14 protein-coding genes and 4 tRNA genes are annotated in these 15,529 nt (G+C 61.9%); 8 read left to right on the forward strand and 10 right to left on the reverse strand.

Features of this window, described 5'->3' with window-relative positions; genetic code table 11:
- Positions 1–51 precede the first annotated feature (51 nt).
- From V6607_RS23455 to V6607_RS23465, 3 genes are all read left to right on the forward strand, one after another.
- Positions 52–1,269 carry a phospholipase D-like domain-containing protein gene (locus V6607_RS23455; protein ID WP_134327077.1) on the forward strand — a complete coding sequence of 406 codons (1,218 nt, stop codon included), beginning with the start codon at positions 52–54 and terminating at the stop codon, positions 1,267–1,269.
- A 116-nt stretch (positions 1,270–1,385) separates the two neighbouring features.
- Positions 1,386–1,712, forward strand: a complete 327-nt coding sequence (locus V6607_RS23460; RefSeq protein WP_087695362.1) for a hypothetical protein — start codon at positions 1,386–1,388, stop codon at positions 1,710–1,712.
- Positions 1,709–2,254: a hypothetical protein gene (locus V6607_RS23465; protein WP_003217196.1), complete on the forward strand. Its 546-nt coding sequence runs from the start codon at positions 1,709–1,711 to the stop codon at positions 2,252–2,254. Before V6607_RS23460 ends, V6607_RS23465 begins: the two co-directional genes overlap by 4 nt.
- A 99-nt stretch (positions 2,255–2,353) precedes the next feature.
- On the opposite strand, the gene V6607_RS23470 is transcribed toward V6607_RS23465, so the two are convergent.
- The 4 genes from V6607_RS23470 to V6607_RS23485 all read right to left on the reverse strand — a co-directional run bounded on the left by V6607_RS23470 (position 2,354) and on the right by V6607_RS23485 (position 2,767).
- Positions 2,354–2,429 (reverse strand) — tRNA-Gly (locus V6607_RS23470).
- Between the two features lie 3 nt (positions 2,430–2,432).
- A tRNA-Glu gene (locus V6607_RS23475) sits at positions 2,433–2,508 on the reverse strand.
- Positions 2,509–2,612: 104 nt separating this feature from the next.
- Positions 2,613–2,688: transfer RNA gene (locus V6607_RS23480), tRNA-Gly, on the reverse strand.
- A gap of 3 nt (positions 2,689–2,691) precedes the next feature.
- A tRNA-Glu gene (locus V6607_RS23485) sits at positions 2,692–2,767 on the reverse strand.
- A gap of 370 nt (positions 2,768–3,137) precedes the next feature.
- Between V6607_RS23485 and V6607_RS23490 the strand changes: the two genes are divergently transcribed.
- Both V6607_RS23490 and V6607_RS23495 read left to right on the forward strand, forming a co-directional pair.
- On the forward strand, positions 3,138–3,896 hold the full coding sequence (locus V6607_RS23490; protein WP_003217193.1) for a hypothetical protein: 759 nt from the start codon (positions 3,138–3,140) through the stop codon (positions 3,894–3,896).
- A 121-nt stretch (positions 3,897–4,017) separates the two neighbouring features.
- Positions 4,018–4,830, forward strand: coding sequence for an alpha/beta fold hydrolase (locus V6607_RS23495; RefSeq protein WP_134327078.1), 813 nt, complete (start codon positions 4,018–4,020; stop codon positions 4,828–4,830).
- 36 nt (positions 4,831–4,866) lie between these two features.
- On the opposite strand, the gene V6607_RS23500 is transcribed toward V6607_RS23495, so the two are convergent.
- From V6607_RS23500 to V6607_RS23510, 3 genes are all read right to left on the reverse strand, one after another.
- A complete protein-coding gene (locus V6607_RS23500) occupies positions 4,867–6,834 on the reverse strand; it encodes a methyl-accepting chemotaxis protein (protein ID WP_134327079.1) in 1,968 nt (655 codons plus the stop codon).
- Positions 6,835–6,949: 115 nt separating this feature from the next.
- Positions 6,950–8,374 (reverse strand): PLP-dependent aminotransferase family protein, encoded by a 1,425-nt coding sequence (locus tag V6607_RS23505; protein ID WP_134327080.1) that lies wholly within the window; start codon positions 8,372–8,374, stop codon positions 6,950–6,952.
- Between the two features lie 203 nt (positions 8,375–8,577).
- Positions 8,578–9,339: an SDR family oxidoreductase gene (locus tag V6607_RS23510; protein WP_008431261.1), complete on the reverse strand. Its 762-nt coding sequence runs from the start codon at positions 9,337–9,339 to the stop codon at positions 8,578–8,580.
- A 229-nt stretch (positions 9,340–9,568) separates the two neighbouring features.
- Between V6607_RS23510 and V6607_RS23515 the strand changes: the two genes are divergently transcribed.
- Complete coding sequence (locus V6607_RS23515; RefSeq protein WP_134327081.1) at positions 9,569–10,576, forward strand: NADP-dependent oxidoreductase; 1,008 nt, start codon at positions 9,569–9,571, stop codon at positions 10,574–10,576.
- 155 nt (positions 10,577–10,731) lie between these two features.
- Here V6607_RS23515 and pyrF read toward each other — a convergent pair whose 3' ends face one another.
- A complete protein-coding gene (gene pyrF, locus V6607_RS23520) occupies positions 10,732–11,430 on the reverse strand; it encodes an orotidine-5'-phosphate decarboxylase (RefSeq protein WP_003217180.1) in 699 nt (232 codons plus the stop codon).
- 290 nt (positions 11,431–11,720) lie between these two features.
- On the opposite strand from pyrF, the gene V6607_RS23525 reads away from it, so the two are divergent.
- The gene (locus V6607_RS23525; RefSeq protein ID WP_087695371.1) at positions 11,721–12,485 is read left to right on the forward strand and encodes a response regulator; all 765 of its coding nucleotides are present in this window, start codon (positions 11,721–11,723) and stop codon (positions 12,483–12,485) included.
- Complete coding sequence (locus V6607_RS23530) at positions 12,485–13,522, forward strand: ATP-binding protein (RefSeq protein ID WP_003217175.1); 1,038 nt, start codon at positions 12,485–12,487, stop codon at positions 13,520–13,522. The genes V6607_RS23525 and V6607_RS23530 overlap by 1 nt, the downstream gene beginning before the upstream one ends.
- A 28-nt stretch (positions 13,523–13,550) precedes the next feature.
- Here V6607_RS23530 and V6607_RS23535 read toward each other — a convergent pair whose 3' ends face one another.
- Positions 13,551–14,615 carry an AI-2E family transporter gene (locus V6607_RS23535; protein WP_003217173.1) on the reverse strand — a complete coding sequence of 355 codons (1,065 nt, stop codon included), beginning with the start codon at positions 14,613–14,615 and terminating at the stop codon, positions 13,551–13,553.
- A 73-nt stretch (positions 14,616–14,688) separates the two neighbouring features.
- Positions 14,689–15,507: a DUF4892 domain-containing protein gene (locus V6607_RS23540; RefSeq protein WP_003217171.1), complete on the reverse strand. Its 819-nt coding sequence runs from the start codon at positions 15,505–15,507 to the stop codon at positions 14,689–14,691.
- Positions 15,508–15,529: the final 22 nt, after the last annotated feature.

Here is a 15,529-nt window from a genome sequence, read left to right on the forward strand (position 1 = left end):
CCGGGGCGGGCGCATCATGCGCCCGCCCTTTTTTTGCCCGATGAGACGCCTATGTCCATATCGCTGAAATTACGTATCGCCGGCCTTGCAGGCCTGCTCCTCAGTCCGCTTGCCCAGGCGGACTTTTCAATTCCGGGATTTGAGTTGGTACACACCGTGCCAGTGGACACCCAACTTGGCACCGCCGATCTGCGCCAGCCCGGCCCCGTGTGGATCCAGCTGTTCGACGGCGCGAAAAGCCGCATCGACATCGGCCAGTTCTACGCGGCCGACCATCCTGGCTCGGTGATGGACAAGGTGATTGAACACCTGGAAGCCGCCGGCAAACGCGGGGTGAAAATTCGCTTCCTGCTGGAAGAAAAAGGCGTGCGGCTGTCGGAAGCCTCGACCCTGGAGCGCCTGAAAGCCATTCCCAACCTGACCTTCCGCATCCTGCCCTATGGCAAGCTGAGTGGCGGGATCATCCACGCCAAGTACATGGTAGTGGATGGCAAGCAGGCGTTTATCGGCAGCCAGAACTTCGACTGGCGTTCGCTGGAGCATATCCACGAAACCGGGCTGTTGATCAGTGATGCAAACGTCGTCGCCCAGACCCAGGCCATTTTTGAACAGGACTGGCAGGCCCAGGCTGCGTTGGCCGACAACCAGCCTGTTGCCCTGCCCGCCACAGGCGCCACACCGGCACGCACCGGCAACTACCTGGTAGCCAGCCCCCAGCGCTACAACCCGCCGGGTGTGGGTGATTCGCAGCTGGAACTGCCACGTCTGCTGGGCGAGGCGAAAAAGGAAGTGCGCGTACAACTGCTGGACTACGCGCCGCTGTCCTATGGACCTGACAGAACCCGGCCTTACTACGCGATGATCGACAATGCAGTGCGTGCAGCGGCAGCGCGCGGGGTCTCGATCAAGTTGATGGTATCCAACTGGAACACCGAAGCACTGGAATTGCCGTACCTGAAAAGCCTGGCGGTGCTGCCGAATGTCGAGGTCAAGATCGTCACGCTGCCCGAGGCCAAGCAAGGATTCATTCCTTATGCGCGGGTGATCCACAGCAAGACCATGGAAATCGACGGGCAAGTGGCGTGGGTAGGGACCAGTAACTGGCTGGGCGGTTATTTCGATAACTCGCGCAACCTGGAAGTGGTGATGCGCAGTGAGGCGATGGCCAAGCGTGTGGGAGATTTACACGAGCAACTGTGGGACGGGCCGTATGCCAAGGCATTGGACGTGACAAGCGAGTACCCGGAGCCGCATCCGGGCAAGCCGTGAGCCGTTGCCTGCAAATCCCATGATTTGCGGGCAATGTCACATTGCCAGATATGAATGTTGCACTTTTCCGCCGTTGCGCTGACCAACCCTGCACACCTCATGGATGGAGAGCAGGGATGAACACCACACGCAATGGACTGTACGGTACGGCGCTGGTTTGGGCGGCCATCGGGCTGGCAGGTTGTGCCAATTCCATGACCTCCACCGGGGTGCCGGGGGTGAAGATGGGCGACAGCTATGAGCAGGTACTCGCCGTGGTCAGCCGTGACAATACGGTGACCAGGAAGATCGACGGGCAGGGATTCCGGGCTGAGGGTTACTCGCAGACATTCAGGGATTGTCGCAGCACATATTTTATCTTCCAGGGCGCCGATGGCTTGCAGATGGTCAGCCATGAGCCCGCGCCGCATCTGTCGGTCAGCCAGAACTGCCGCCAGCCATGAGCACTTTACGTGTCATTCCCGCCCTGTTCCTGGTGCTCCTCAGCGGCTGCGGCCAGGTGTATAACATCCGCTCCCTCAACACCGCCTACACGGCGCCGCCCGCCACCGAGACGGCGCGCGTGCGCGTGATCAGCGACGGCATGGTGCGTGCAGTGCCAGGGCGCGACTGCCTGGACTGGAATGTTCCCGGCGCCGGCGTGATGGTCTCAGCCAAATCCGGCTTCGCCGACCGCAATGGCGCAAGCCTGGGGATGCCGGGGCCGATTTACACCTGGGACGGTGCGGTGTCGTCCGAACAGGTGATTCCGGCGAACACGCCCATTGCCTTTCATTACCTTGGGTTGCCGCAATATGGCCGGCAATGTTTCAACACCATGACCTTTATCCCCAAGCCCGGCATGGACTACATGGTGCGAGCATCAATGTCCGGGAGTTGCTCATTCGAGCTTGCTGAGCTGCCGAAAGGTGCCGAACGATGGAGTCCGATTGAACCGACGCCATCGGGAAGGCTATCGATGTGCCATGCGATGGATAATTTCTAGCGGTACAAACGCAACGTGGGCCGAGGCATTGCACTGCGGCTCACAAAAAACCCACAAACAAAAACGCCGATCATTGCTGATCGGCGTTTTCGTTAAATATGGAGCGGGAAACGAGACTCGAACTCGCGACCCCGACCTTGGCAAGGTCGTGCTCTACCAACTGAGCTATTCCCGCAAATGGCGTCCCCTAGGGGACTCGAACCCCTGTTACCGCCGTGAAAGGGCGGTGTCCTAGGCCACTAGACGAAGGGGACACGCTACTGAAACACATGGTGTGTATTTCAGTGCCCAGAGATTAAATCCGAAGATTACGCCCTGGTTTCACTCAGTGCCGCCCGAGGGCAACACTGCTTAAATTTGGAGCGGGAAACGAGACTCGAACTCGCGACCCCGACCTTGGCAAGGTCGTGCTCTACCAACTGAGCTATTCCCGCATATGGCGTCCCCTAGGGGACTCGAACCCCTGTTACCGCCGTGAAAGGGCGGTGTCCTAGGCCACTAGACGAAGGGGACACACGTACAACATTCACTCCCTACCGCGTTTCGCTGTGTGCTTTACGCTGTAAGTGGCGCGCATTCTATGGATGGATTGGGAGGTCGTCAACCCCCAAGGATAAATTTATTTAAATCAATGACTTCGCCGTGGTTTACGGGGGTTGCAAGGGTTTCTCGCCGTCCAGGCTTTGGCGCCTATATTCTGGCGTTCCACAAGGCGCTATAGTTCGCCACAGCAAATGATGGCAATGTGCATCTACGCAGGGACTGCCCCGCTATATAGAAGAAACTACTGACGCAACTGGTCGCTCAGTCCTATCCGGTCACTGCACCAGTCACTACACTTCAATGCAAACCCCATAAAGAGGTCACACCGGTGACACCACTCATGATCACCCTGCTGGTAATAGCCGGGATCGTAATACTGATCGCCATTGGCTACATGAACCACGTGGTGGAAAACAATAAGCTGGAAAAGAACCGGACCCGGATCGAACTCAATGACCGGCTGCGCCGCTGCGGCGAAATCACCGAGACCTTCCCTGGCCAGTTGATGACGCCGCGACTCAAGTTGCTGCTGACCCGCCTGGAGCTCAACGTCAATCAGCGCCTGCTGAACCTCGACAAGTCCAATGCGTCGCTCAAGGCACGCATCACTGAACTCAACGCACTGGTGGCCCAGGGCGAATCGATTCCGGTGAACAACCCGCCAGGCCCGATCCAGACCGAAGCCAAGGCCAAGGATGTACGTTTCCTGCTCGAAGCACTGCATGGCCAGGTGACCCGAGCGGCCCAGGACGGTTTCCTGCCGACCAATGAAGCCAAGCACTGGATCAAGGAAATCCGCCATATCCTGGTGCTGCTGCACATCGAGTTCTTCAACAACCTGGGCCAGCACGCACTGCAACAAGGCCAGCCGGGCCAGGCTCGCCTGGCGTTCGAACGCGGCGTGCAGTACCTGCGCAAGCAACCGGAGCCGGTGGTGTACAGCCAGCAGCTGCAATTGCTCGAGAAACAGCTGGCGCGCGCCAACTCCATGGTGCTGTCCAACCTTGAACCGGCTGAAGACGAGGTCAACGAATTGACCGAAGGCTTGAAAGTGGTGGATGCGGACGCCGACTGGAAGAAGAAAGCCATCTACGACTGATCCCCTGCCATTGTGGTGGGCGGCAAACCCGCTCGCCACATGCCATCACTCTGCACCTATCCCCTTCCCCTCGAATAGCGTAAAAAAGGCCCCTCTCTCCGTTAACGAAAAGGGCTTAGCCATGCCTGTCGTGCTCATCGATGGACAACCGCTGCACTACCTCGACCAGGGCACCGGCCCGGCCGTTCTCCTCGGTTCCAGCTACCTGTGGGACAGCCAGATGTGGGCGCCGCAGATCGAAGCGCTGTCGCAACAGTACCGGGTGATCGTCCCCGAGCTTTGGGGCCACGGCGAGTCCGGCGCACTGCCTGCAAACACTGCATCCCTGGACGACCTCGCACGCCAGCACCTGGCGCTGCTGGATCACCTGGACATTGCCCAGGTCAACCTCGTGGGCTTGTCGGTCGGCGGCATGTGGGGCGCACGCCTGGCGCTGCTGGCACCCGGGCGGGTCAACAGCCTGGTGCTGATGGACACGCACCTGGGCGCCGAGCCGGAAGCCACTCGCCAATACTACTTTTCGCTGTTCAAGATGATCGAAGACGCCGGCGCCATTCCGGAACCGCTGCTGGATGTGGTGGCGCCGATCTTCTTCCGTCCCGGTATCGACCAGGAGTCGGCCTTGTACCAGGATTTCCGCAACGCACTGCAGGCCTTCCCCAAGGAGCGCCTGGTGCACAGCATCGTGCCCCTGGGCCGGATTATCTTCAGCCGCGCGGATGTGCTGGAACAACTGGCGCGCCTCGACACCGACACCACCCTGGTGATGTGTGGCGAGCAGGACAAGCCACGCCCACCGGCCGAATCAGAAGAAATGGCGGCCTTGATCGGCTGCGCGCTGACGTTGATTCCGCACGCCGGGCATATCTCCAGCCGGGAAAACCCCGATTTCGTCAACGAAGCGCTGCTGACCTTCCTGGCCAACAACGCCTGACCGCCCTGCCCTTTGATCACCGCAGGCCTGCGGTGATCAAAGGCGAAAGTGCCCGACCATCCCCTTAAGCTCCGTACCCAACTGCGCCAGCTCGATGCTCGACGCTGCATTGCCCTGCATGCTCAACGCCGATTGATCGGCACTCGCACGGATGCTGGTGACGCTGCGGTTGATTTCCTCGGCCACCGAGCTTTGCTCTTCGGCCGCCGCGGCAATCTGCTGGTTCATCTGCTGGATCAACGACACCGCCGCCGCGATGCTGCCCAGGGCGCTTTCGGTTTCCAGGGCATCACTGACCGCCAGCTTGACCAGTTCGCCGCTCTGCCTGATCTGCTGCACCGAAGCCTGCGCAGCGCTGCGCAAGGTACTCACCAACCGTTCGATTTCCTCGGTCGATTGCTGGGTGCGCTTGGCCAGCGCCCGCACCTCGTCGGCCACCACGGCAAAACCGCGGCCCTGCTCGCCCGCCCGCGCCGCCTCGATGGCCGCATTCAGCGCCAGCAGGTTGGTTTGCTCGGCCACGCTCTTGATCACCTCAAGGACGGTACCGATAGTCTGGATCTCCGCGCTCAGGCTTTCGATGCTGGTACTGGCGGAGGTCGCGGAGCTGGCCAGCAACTCGATACGCTGCAAGCTCTGACGCACCACCTGCTGGCCGCTGTCGACCTTGTCATCCGCCGTCTGCGCCGCCTGGGCCGCTTCTTCGGCGTTGCGCGCCACATCGTGCACGGTGGCGGTCATCTGGTTCATGGCCGTGGCCACCTGCTCGGTTTCTTCCTTCTGGCTGCTGACCTCGATATTGGTCTGCTCGGTGACGCTGGATAGCGAATGGGCCGAGCTGGCCAGTTGCTCGATACCCGCCTGCAACCCGCTGACCATGCTGCTCAGGCCGCTGCTCATCTGTTGCATCGCGAGCATCAACTGGCCCATCTCGTCCCGGCGACTGACTTCCATACGGCCACTGAGATCACCGGCGGCAATCTGCTGGGCCACTGCAATCACGCTGCGCAACGGTGCAACGATCAAACGGGTAATGATCCACGCGGCAATCAGCCCGACCAATAACGCCAACGCCGAAGAACCGATGATCAGCAACGCGCTTTTCTTCAACTGCGCCTGCATCGACAGGTCTTCTGCGTCGTAGGCCTGATTGACCCGGGTGACCACTTCGGCTGCGCGCTCGTGCAACTGCTTGTAGACGACTTTTTCCTGGGCCAGCAGCCCGGTGTATTCGCCGAGTTTTTCGCTGAAGGCCGCGATATGCCCGGACACTTCGTTAAGCACGGTTTGGTAGCCAGGATCCTTGACGGTGGTTTTCAGCTGTTCGACCTGGGCCAGGGCCTGATCGGCCTGCTCGATCTTGCCTTGCTCGGCGTTCTCGTCATCGCCCTTGCGGCTCTGGTCCAGGCGCACATGCGCTTCGTTCATGGCCTGCAGCATCAGGCGCGAGACCTGGCTGACCTGCCCCGCCTGCTCGATGAATTCGGCACCTTCCTTGCCCTGGCTTTCCTTGAGGCCATAGGCGCCGTCGTCCGCCAGCCCGGCCTGCAACACATCAAGGTTGTTGGCGACACTGGAGACCGACCAACTGGCCATTTCCAGCGCCAGGTCCTTGGTCTGGGTCAGCTCGACAAACTCATCGAACGCCTTGCGATACGCCGCCAGCGCCTGCTCGACGTCGCTCATCACCGGGACATTGGCAGGCGACTGGGCCTTGAGAATTACCGCCTGGGTCGCCAACGCGTCGACACTTTCGTGCAAGGCGTCCACCGACTTGGGGTCGGCATGCAACGCGTAGTCCTGCTCGATCAAGCGCACCTTGAGCAAGCCGCTGTTGAGCGCCGACATGGCTTTAAGGCCCTCGAAGCGCTGGCCAACGGTTTGCAGCGACCATACGCCAATCGCGGCCACCAATGCCGTCAACAGCAGTACCAGGGCAAAGCCCAAGCCCAGTTTCTTGGCCATACCGAGGTTGGCAAAACGTCGTTGCACGGCAGAAATCATTGCACTTGAGTCCTCTTGCAATGGCGAATGCCATCAAGCCAGGTTTCGATGCAGCGAGATTCGCAACCCCGGGGCACTGAATACAAGGGTTTGGCGCCACAATAATGGCAAAAAGCTACATCCTCGTCGTTTTCAGAATGGTAGAGGTCGATCCTGCCGGCCCCATGGCCTTGAACAACGCCAGTGCACGCTGATCAGAAGCGTAGGCCACATTGATGCGCAGCCAGTCGCTGGATTCGCCCGTCGGGCTGAAAAGCGTCCCCGGCGACAGCAACACCCCCAGCCGGCGAGCCCGCGCCTGCACGGTGGAACGGTCGCCGACACCAGGGCGCGCCCAGAGGAACATGCCCCCCGCCGGCACCGCAAACACCTCCCACTCTTCGTCTTCCAGCACCTGCAGGGTCATGGCCATTTCCGTACTCAGCCGCCGGCGCAGGCGTTGCACCCACTTGCGGTAGGTACCATTGGCCAGCAACGTAGCCACCACCGCCTCGGCAAACCGCGAGGTGCCGATGCCGGTCAAGGTCTTGACCCTGGCCAATTGCGCGATGATCGCCCCGCTGGCCGTGAGGTACCCCACCCGCAAGGCGCTGCTGAGGGTCTTGGAAAAACTCGAGACATAGATCACCCGGTCCTCGTGGGGCAACGCCGACAACCGGGTGCACGTGGCATGTTGCAGGTCGCCATAGACGTCCTCCTCGATGATGAAGAAGTCCTGGGAATGGGCCAGTTGCAGCAAGCGCTCGGCCACCGCCAGGGACAGGCTGGTGCCGGTGGGGTTGTGATACAGGCTGTTGATGAACAGGCACTTGGGCCGGTGCCCGCGCAACAGCGCTTCCAGGGCATGCATGTCCGGGCCGCCACGGGTGCGCGGCACTTCCAGCAGCTTGACACCATGAAAGGCCAGTTGGCGGTAAAGGTTGCCGTACCCCGGGCTTTCCACCACCACGGTGTCGCCGGCCTTGAGCAGCGTGCGGATCAGCAGGTCCTGGGCGTGGCTCGCGCCGTGGGTGGTGAGAATATGCTCGACCCGGGTTGCCACCTGGATGTGCGCCAGGCGCTTGAGCAGCTGTTCACGCAGGGCCGGCAGGCCCAGCGGCGTGCTGTAGTTGAAGACGGCCGCGGTGTCGGTGCGGGTGACTTCACGAATCGCGTAGCTGATGTCGTCGCTCTCGCGCCAGGTGTCCGGCAGCCAGCCGCATCCCAGTTTCAGTTCGCCCAGTTGATTGTCGATGAAGGCGCCCCACCCCGACTCGGCGCCCTCATACCATTGGTTTTCACCGCGAAGACCACGCTCGGCGGGTGGCTGGGCCACACAGAAACCGGCGCCTTGCCTTGAGGCCAGCACCCCTTGGGCAACCATCCGCTCGAACGCCTCGATGACGCTGGACTGACTGAGCAGGTTCTCGTGGGCCAGTTGCCGCACCGAGGGCAACCGCGTCCCGGGGCTGGCGCCGCTCTCGCGAATCCAGGCGGCCAGCGCACTGACGATTTGCTGCACTACCGGTACAAGGGCTTGTCGATCGATCCCTAAATCCATGAGCCACTCACTTAAACTGTTGTCATTTAACCCAAACCAGTTAAGCACAGAAGCCCAATGACAGCCGCGATCAAGATTTATTAAATCATTGATTTAATTGAATTATTTACCTAGTGAAACACATTCAGGTGAGGCATCTGGCCACCTGCGGAAAAACCCCACAGCGCCTCCAACGCTTTTCTGAATGGCATCCGTCTCACTTCCTAAATCGCGGTCGCGCCACCGTCCACCGCCAATGCCTGGCCCGTGGTGAAGGCAGCACCGTCGCTGCACAGATAAAGCACGGCGCTGGCGATCTCCTCGACCTTGCCGATACGCCCGACCGGGTGCATGGCGGCGGCAAATTCGGCTTTGCGCGGGTCAGCTTCATAGGCACGGCGGAACATATCGGTGTCGATCACGGCCGGGCATACCGCGTTGACGCGGATTTTCTTTTTCGCGTATTCGATCGCCGCCGACTTGGTCAGGCCGATCACCGCGTGCTTGGACGCGGCATAGATACTCATCTTCGGCGCCGCCCCAAGTCCTGCCACAGAAGCCGTGTTGACGATGGCGCCGCCGCCCTGAGCCAGCAGCAACGGCAGTTGATACTTCATGCACAGCCACACGCCCTTGACGTTGACGCCCATGATTGCGTCGAACTCATCCAGGCTGCCGTCCGCCAGCTTGCCCTTCTCGATCTCGATCCCGGCGTTGTTGAAGGCATAGTCCAACCGGCCATAGGTGGCCACGGTCTGCTGCATCAACTGCTGCACGTCCGCTTCGAGGGTGACATTGCAGCGCACAAACACCGCTTCGCCACCGGCCTGATGAATCAGCGCCACAGTGCCCTCGCCGCCAGCCGCGTCCAGGTCGGCGACTACGACTTTCAAGCCTTCAGCGGCGAACGCCAGCGCAGTGGCGCGGCCAATGCCGGCGGCCGCACCGGTCACCAGGGCGACCTGGCCGGAAAATGTCATGCTCATGGTGGATGTTCCTTCGATGGGGATGCTCGATGACCCCAGTCTAGCCAGAGCCACCATCGGCGCGTCAGCACTATCAAAAGCCCGGTTGGCGAACCATGAGCCGCAGTGATAACGGCACCGGCATCACTATCATTGCAGTGGATCGGTGGGCATTCGCAGGTGCCGCGCGCCTTGCCGGTGCAGCCCGAAGGGTCTATCACTCAAGGTCCACTTCTCAAGAGTCGCTGCCATGACTGCCCAGACTAACCGCCAATTCCTGCTCGCCAAACGCCCGGTCGGCGCGGCCACACGGGACACCTTCACTTACCAGGAAGTGCCGGTGGGTAAACCCCAGGACGGCCAGGTGCTGGTGCACAACGAATACCTGTCCCTGGACCCGGCCATGCGCGGCTGGATGAACGAGGGCAAATCCTACATTCCGCCGGTGGGTATCGGCGAAGTCATGCGCGCCTTGGGCGTAGGCAAGGTGATCGCGTCGAACAACCCGAAATTTGCCGTGGGCGACTACGTCAACGGTGCCTTGGGTGTGCAGGATTACTTCCTCGGTGAGCCGCGGGGTTTCTACAAGGTCGATCCGAAACTCGCGCCGTTGCCGCGTTATCTGTCGGCGCTGGGGATGACCGGCATGACCGCCTACTTCGCCCTGCTGGACACCGGCGCGCCCAAGGCCGGCGAGACCGTGGTGATCTCCGGCGCGGCAGGCGCGGTGGGCAGCATTGCCGGGCAGATTGCCAAGATTAAAGGCTGCCGCGTGGTAGGCATCGCTGGCGGCGCCGACAAATGCAGGTTCTTGGTGGATGAGCTGGGTTTTGATGCCGCCATCGACTACAAGAACGAAGACGTGCATGCCGGCCTCAAGCGCGAGTGCCCGAAAGGTGTGGACGTGTATTTCGATAACGTCGGCGGGGACATTCTCGATGCCGTGCTCAGCCGCCTGGCATTGAAAGCCCGCGTAGTGATCTGCGGCGCCATCAGCCAGTACAACAACAAGGAAGCTGTCAAAGGGCCGGCCAACTACCTGTCACTGCTGGTCAATCGTGCGCGCATGGAAGGGTTTGTGGTGATGGACCACGCGGCGAATTTTGCCGCTGCCGGGCAGGAAATGGCCGGCTGGATGGCTCAGGGCAAGCTCAAGAGCAAGGAAGATATAGTCGAGGGGCTGGAGACGTTCCCGGAGACGCTGATGAAACTGTTCAACGGTGAGAACTTTGGGAAGTTGGTGTTGAAGGTCAACTGACACACCGCAGAACCAAATGTGGGAGCGGCGGTGCGACGGTTCGACTTGCTCGCGAAGGCGGTGTGACAGTCAATGCATAAGGTGACTGCTCTACCGCCTTCGCGAGCAAGCCCGCTCCCACATTTTTTTACCGTGCCCGCTTCAGGTCGGGTAGGTCAGGCAATCTCGGCAACTACCGCTGCCAGCGCCTTGGCCGGGTCGGCCGCCTGGCTGATCGGGCGACCGATCACCAGGTAATCGGAACCGGCATCCAGGGCCTGGCGCGGGGTCAGGATGCGACGCTGGTCGTCCTGGGCGCTGCCCGCCGGGCGAATCCCCGGGGTCACCAGTTGCAACGCCGGGTGGGCGGTCTTCAACGCCTGCGCTTCCAGCGCCGAGCACACCAGGCCGTCCAGGCCAGCCTTTTGCGCCAGGGCCGCGAGGCGCAGCACTTGTTCCTGTGGCTCGATGTCCAGGCCGATGCCGGCCAGGTCTTCACGCTCCATGCTGGTCAGCACGGTCACGCCAATCAGCAGTGGCTTGGGGCCGCTGCGCTGATCGAGCACTTCACGGCACGCAGCCATCATGCGCAAGCCGCCGGAGCAGTGCACGTTGACCATCCACACGCCCATTTCGGCGGCGGCCTTGACCGCCATCGCGGTAGTGTTGGGGATATCGTGGAATTTCAGGTCGAGGAACACCTCGAACCCTTTGTCACGCAAGGTGCCGACAATTTCGGCGGCACAACTGGTGAACAGTTCCTTGCCAACCTTGACCCGGCAAAGCTTGGGGTCCAACTGGTCAGCCAGCTTCAGTGCGGCGTCACGAGTGGGGTAATCCAGGGCGACGATGATAGGAGTCTGGCAGGCGGACATTGGAATGGGCTCTCAGGCAAGTCGAAATCGGCGCGGATTGTAGCGCAAGCAGCGGGTTTGCGGGATCCGATGATCGGTAATTCGCGATTTAGCCGCCAGATTGCGGGCTCCCGGGCAATTGTGTCGAAACAGATACATTCCCGACATGCCTGCAATACCCCCGAAGATTAGCCTCGCACACGTGAACCATCGTACAGAACTTCCAGCCCCGGGGCTGGGCGCCTATGCTGAACGCAACAACCTCGCCGCCGAGCTTCGGCCCGGCGGCCAACCAGGTAGATGATCGCACCATGCAAACCCTGACTCCTGTGCTGAATGACGATCAAAAAGGCTCGCTTGTGGGTGAAGACAAGCGCTGGAACACCCGCGCGCTGATTGTCGACGACGACGTGCCGATCCGCGAACTGCTGATCGATTACCTGGCACGCTTCAACATTCTCGCCAGCGGCGTGACCGATGGCGCGGCCATGCGCCAGGCCATGCAAGCCGAGACCTTCGACGTGGTGGTGCTCGACCTGATGCTGCCGGGCGAAGACGGCCTGTCGCTGTGCCGCTGGCTGCGGGCGGAATCGGACATCCCGATCCTGATGCTCACCGCCCGCTGCGAACCTACCGACCGCATTATCGGCCTGGAACTGGGGGCCGACGACTACATGTCCAAGCCCTTCGAGCCCCGTGAACTGGTGGCGCGCATCCAGACCATCCTGCGCCGGGTGCGGGATGACCGCACCGAGCAGCGGGCGAATATCCGCTTCGACAACTGGCGCCTCAACAGCGTGCTGCGCCAGCTGGTGGCCGACGACGGGCTGGTGGTGCCGCTGTCCAACGCCGAATTCCGTTTGCTGTGGGTGTTTATCGAGCGCCCGCGCCGGGTGCTGAGCCGCGAACAATTGCTGGACGCGGCCCGGGGTCGCTCCATCGAGGCCTTTGATCGCAGCATTGACCTGCTGGTCTCGCGCCTGCGCCAGAAGCTGGGGGACGACCCCAAGGCCCCGCAGTTGATCAAGACCGTACGCGGTGAAGGCTACCTGTTCGACGCCCGAGATATCGGCTGATGCGCAACGCCTTCAACACCCTGTTCGGGCGGCTGTTCGGTGTGTTGCTGGTAGCGATTGTGCTGGCCCACGCGCTGGCATTCTTCTGGTTTCACCATTATGGCCCGCCGCCCCCTCCGCCCCACGAGACCTTCATCGAGCAACCGGACGGCAGCCTGACGCCAATGCCCAAGGAGCATCGCCGTCCCTGGTTCGGCGGGCCTGTGGTGCCACTGACCTTCCAGTTTATCTCGCTGATCATCGCCGCCTGGTATGGCGCCAAGCTGCTCAGCCGGCCGATCCAGCGCCTGAGCGCCGCGGCCGAGCGCCTGAGCCTGGACCTCGACAGCCCACCGCTGAACGAGTCCGGCCCACGGGAGGCGCGGCAAGCGGCATCGACCTTCAACCTGATGCAAAAGCGCATCCGCGAACAGGTCACCCAGCGTGCCCGCATGCTGGGCGCCGTGTCCCACGACCTGCGTACGCCGCTGTCACGGCTCAAGCTGCGCCTGGAACAGATCGAAGACACCAAGCTGCAGGGCCAGATGCGCCAGGACCTGGACGACATGATCGGCATGCTCGACGCCACCCTGAGCTACCTGCACGAGCAGCGCACCAGCGAAACCCGGCATTGGCTGGATGTGCAGGCGCTGGTGGAATCCCTGAGTGAAAACGCCCAGGACCGCGGCTCCGATGTGCAATGCAGTGGTGAGTGCGCGCCGCTGCAAGTGCAACCGATGGCCCTGCGTTCGTGCCTGAACAACCTGATCGATAACGCCCTGCGGTACGCCGGCACCGCGCGCATCGAACTCGCGGACACTCCGCAGGCGCTGGTGGTGAAGGTGATCGACCACGGCCCGGGCATTGCGGCGGATAAACGCGAGGCGGTGTTTGAACCGTTTTATCGGCTGGAAGGCTCGCGCAACCGCAATTCCGGTGGCGTGGGGTTGGGCATGACGATTTCCAAGGAAGCCGTGGAACGCCTCGGTGGACGGCTGAGCCTGGAGGAAACTCCGGGCGGCGGCCTTACCGCCGTAATGTGGCTGCCAAGGGCGTAGGAATGGTTCCTGCGCCCTGCAGGAACCATTACTGCCCGGTTTTATCTTCCCGCCGCACCTGAGCCTGGGTGGCACTCCAGTCGGTCAACAAGCTATACGCCACCGCCAGCAATGTCGGGCCGATAAACAGGCCGATAAAGCCGAACGCAATCAACCCGCCAAACACCCCCAGCAACACGATCACCAGCGGCAGGTTGCCGCCACGGCTGATCAGGTAGGGCTTGAGCACGTTGTCGACGCCGCTGATGATGAACGTGCCCCATACACCGAGGAACACCGCATAGGTGTAGTCGCCCTTCCAGGCGAGCCAGGCGGTGGCCGGAATCCAGATCAGCGGCGGGCCCATCGGAATCAGGCTGAGCAGGAACGTCACGATCCCCAGCACCAAAGCCCCCGGAACACCGGCAATCCAGAAGCCGATCAGCGCCAGCAAGGCCTGGGCGGCAGCGGTGCCGATCACACCGTTGACCACCCGCTGCACCGTACCCGCGACCAGTTCGATGTAATAACCCGCCCGGTCGCCGATCAACCGCTCCAGCAAGCGATGCACAAACATCGCCAGGCGCGGCCCGTCACGGTAGAAAAAGAACACGAACACCAGGCTCAGGGTCAGTTCCAGGATGCCGCCGCCGATCTGCGCACTGCGGGCCAGCAACCAGTTGCCGACCTGGCCCAGGTACGGTTTCAACGTGACCATCAGTGCCGCGCCCTGCTGGTCGATGCTGTCCCACATCGCCACCAATCGTTCGCCGACAAAGGGAATGGAACCGAGCCAGGTGGGCGCCGCAGGCAAGCCATCCACCTGGATATCCTTGATCAGGCCCACGGCATCGCGCACATGGTCGGCCAGGTTGAACCCCAGCCAAACCAGCGGCAACGCCACCAATAGCATCCAGACCAGGGTCAGGATCCCGGCGGCCAGCGATTCGCGACCGCCCAGCCAGCGGGTGAGCAAGCGCATCACCGGCCAACTGGCAAACGCCAGTACCGCGCCCCAGAACAGCGCCGACCAGAAAGGCGCCATCACCCAGAAGCTGGCACCAAACAACACCAGCAGCAGGATCTGCACCAGCAGGCGATCGTTATTGAGCATGTGGTTTCTCGAAAAGAAGTCTGTAAGAGCAAGAGCTTAGGCGAACGGCGCGGGTCCGTTCGCCCTGGAACGGTCAGCGTATCAGATGCAGGTGCAAACCCTTGGCTTCGGTGGTGCCGGTTTCCAGGCGCGCCGCACGTACGCCCTGATCGATCAAGCCCTGGCGCCATGCCTCGGCGGTGGGCCCGGTCAAACTGACCCGCAACGTGGCATCCAGGTTCAATCCGCGGGAAATAAGGGTGAGCCAGGTGGCGTCAGGCTCGGCGCCCAGCTTGGGAAAATCCAGCTCGCCAGTGCTTTTCAGTTCCCGCAGCAGCGTAGCGGAGGTCGGCAGCAAATCGCCCAACGGTGCGCTGGCGTCCATCTGTTCCACGTGCAGGTACGCCCGTCGATTGCCCCGGGTGATGCCGTACAACGCGACCAGGGAGTTGTCCTGCGGGGCCGCCAGGCGCAGCAGCAGGTATTCCTGCTGGCCGTCGGCGCCCACCAGCTTGGCATTGCCGAACACTTCATTGGCCCACAGGCTGCTTTCACCGCAATCACGGGCCTGGCACCAGAACAGCAGTTGCGCGCCCTGGGCCTGCAAGGCTTCGCGGGTGGCGGTAAAGGCGGCGCTGGAGGTGTGCTCGGCAGGCAGTTCGTAGGTGATGGCAGTGGCTTGGCCGCGGGCGGTGGCCTGGCCTTCATAGCGCAGCTGGCCGCTGATCTTGCGGATCGAGCCCAGCGGGTAGATACGTTCTTTCTCTTCGGCGGGACGGTAGTCGACGATCTGCGCGTCGACCTGACGGGCCACGGCGGGCAAGTCCTGGCTACCCGGTACGTCGGCGGCAAACACCAGCGGGCTGAAACAGCACAGCCCCAGAACACGGAAAAATCCCTTCGGCATACTCATCGGATCGGCGCGCCCTGGCCAT

This window comes from Pseudomonas sp. KK18 (assembly GCF_037094675.1).
Lineage (GTDB): Bacteria > Pseudomonadota > Gammaproteobacteria > Pseudomonadales > Pseudomonadaceae > Aquipseudomonas.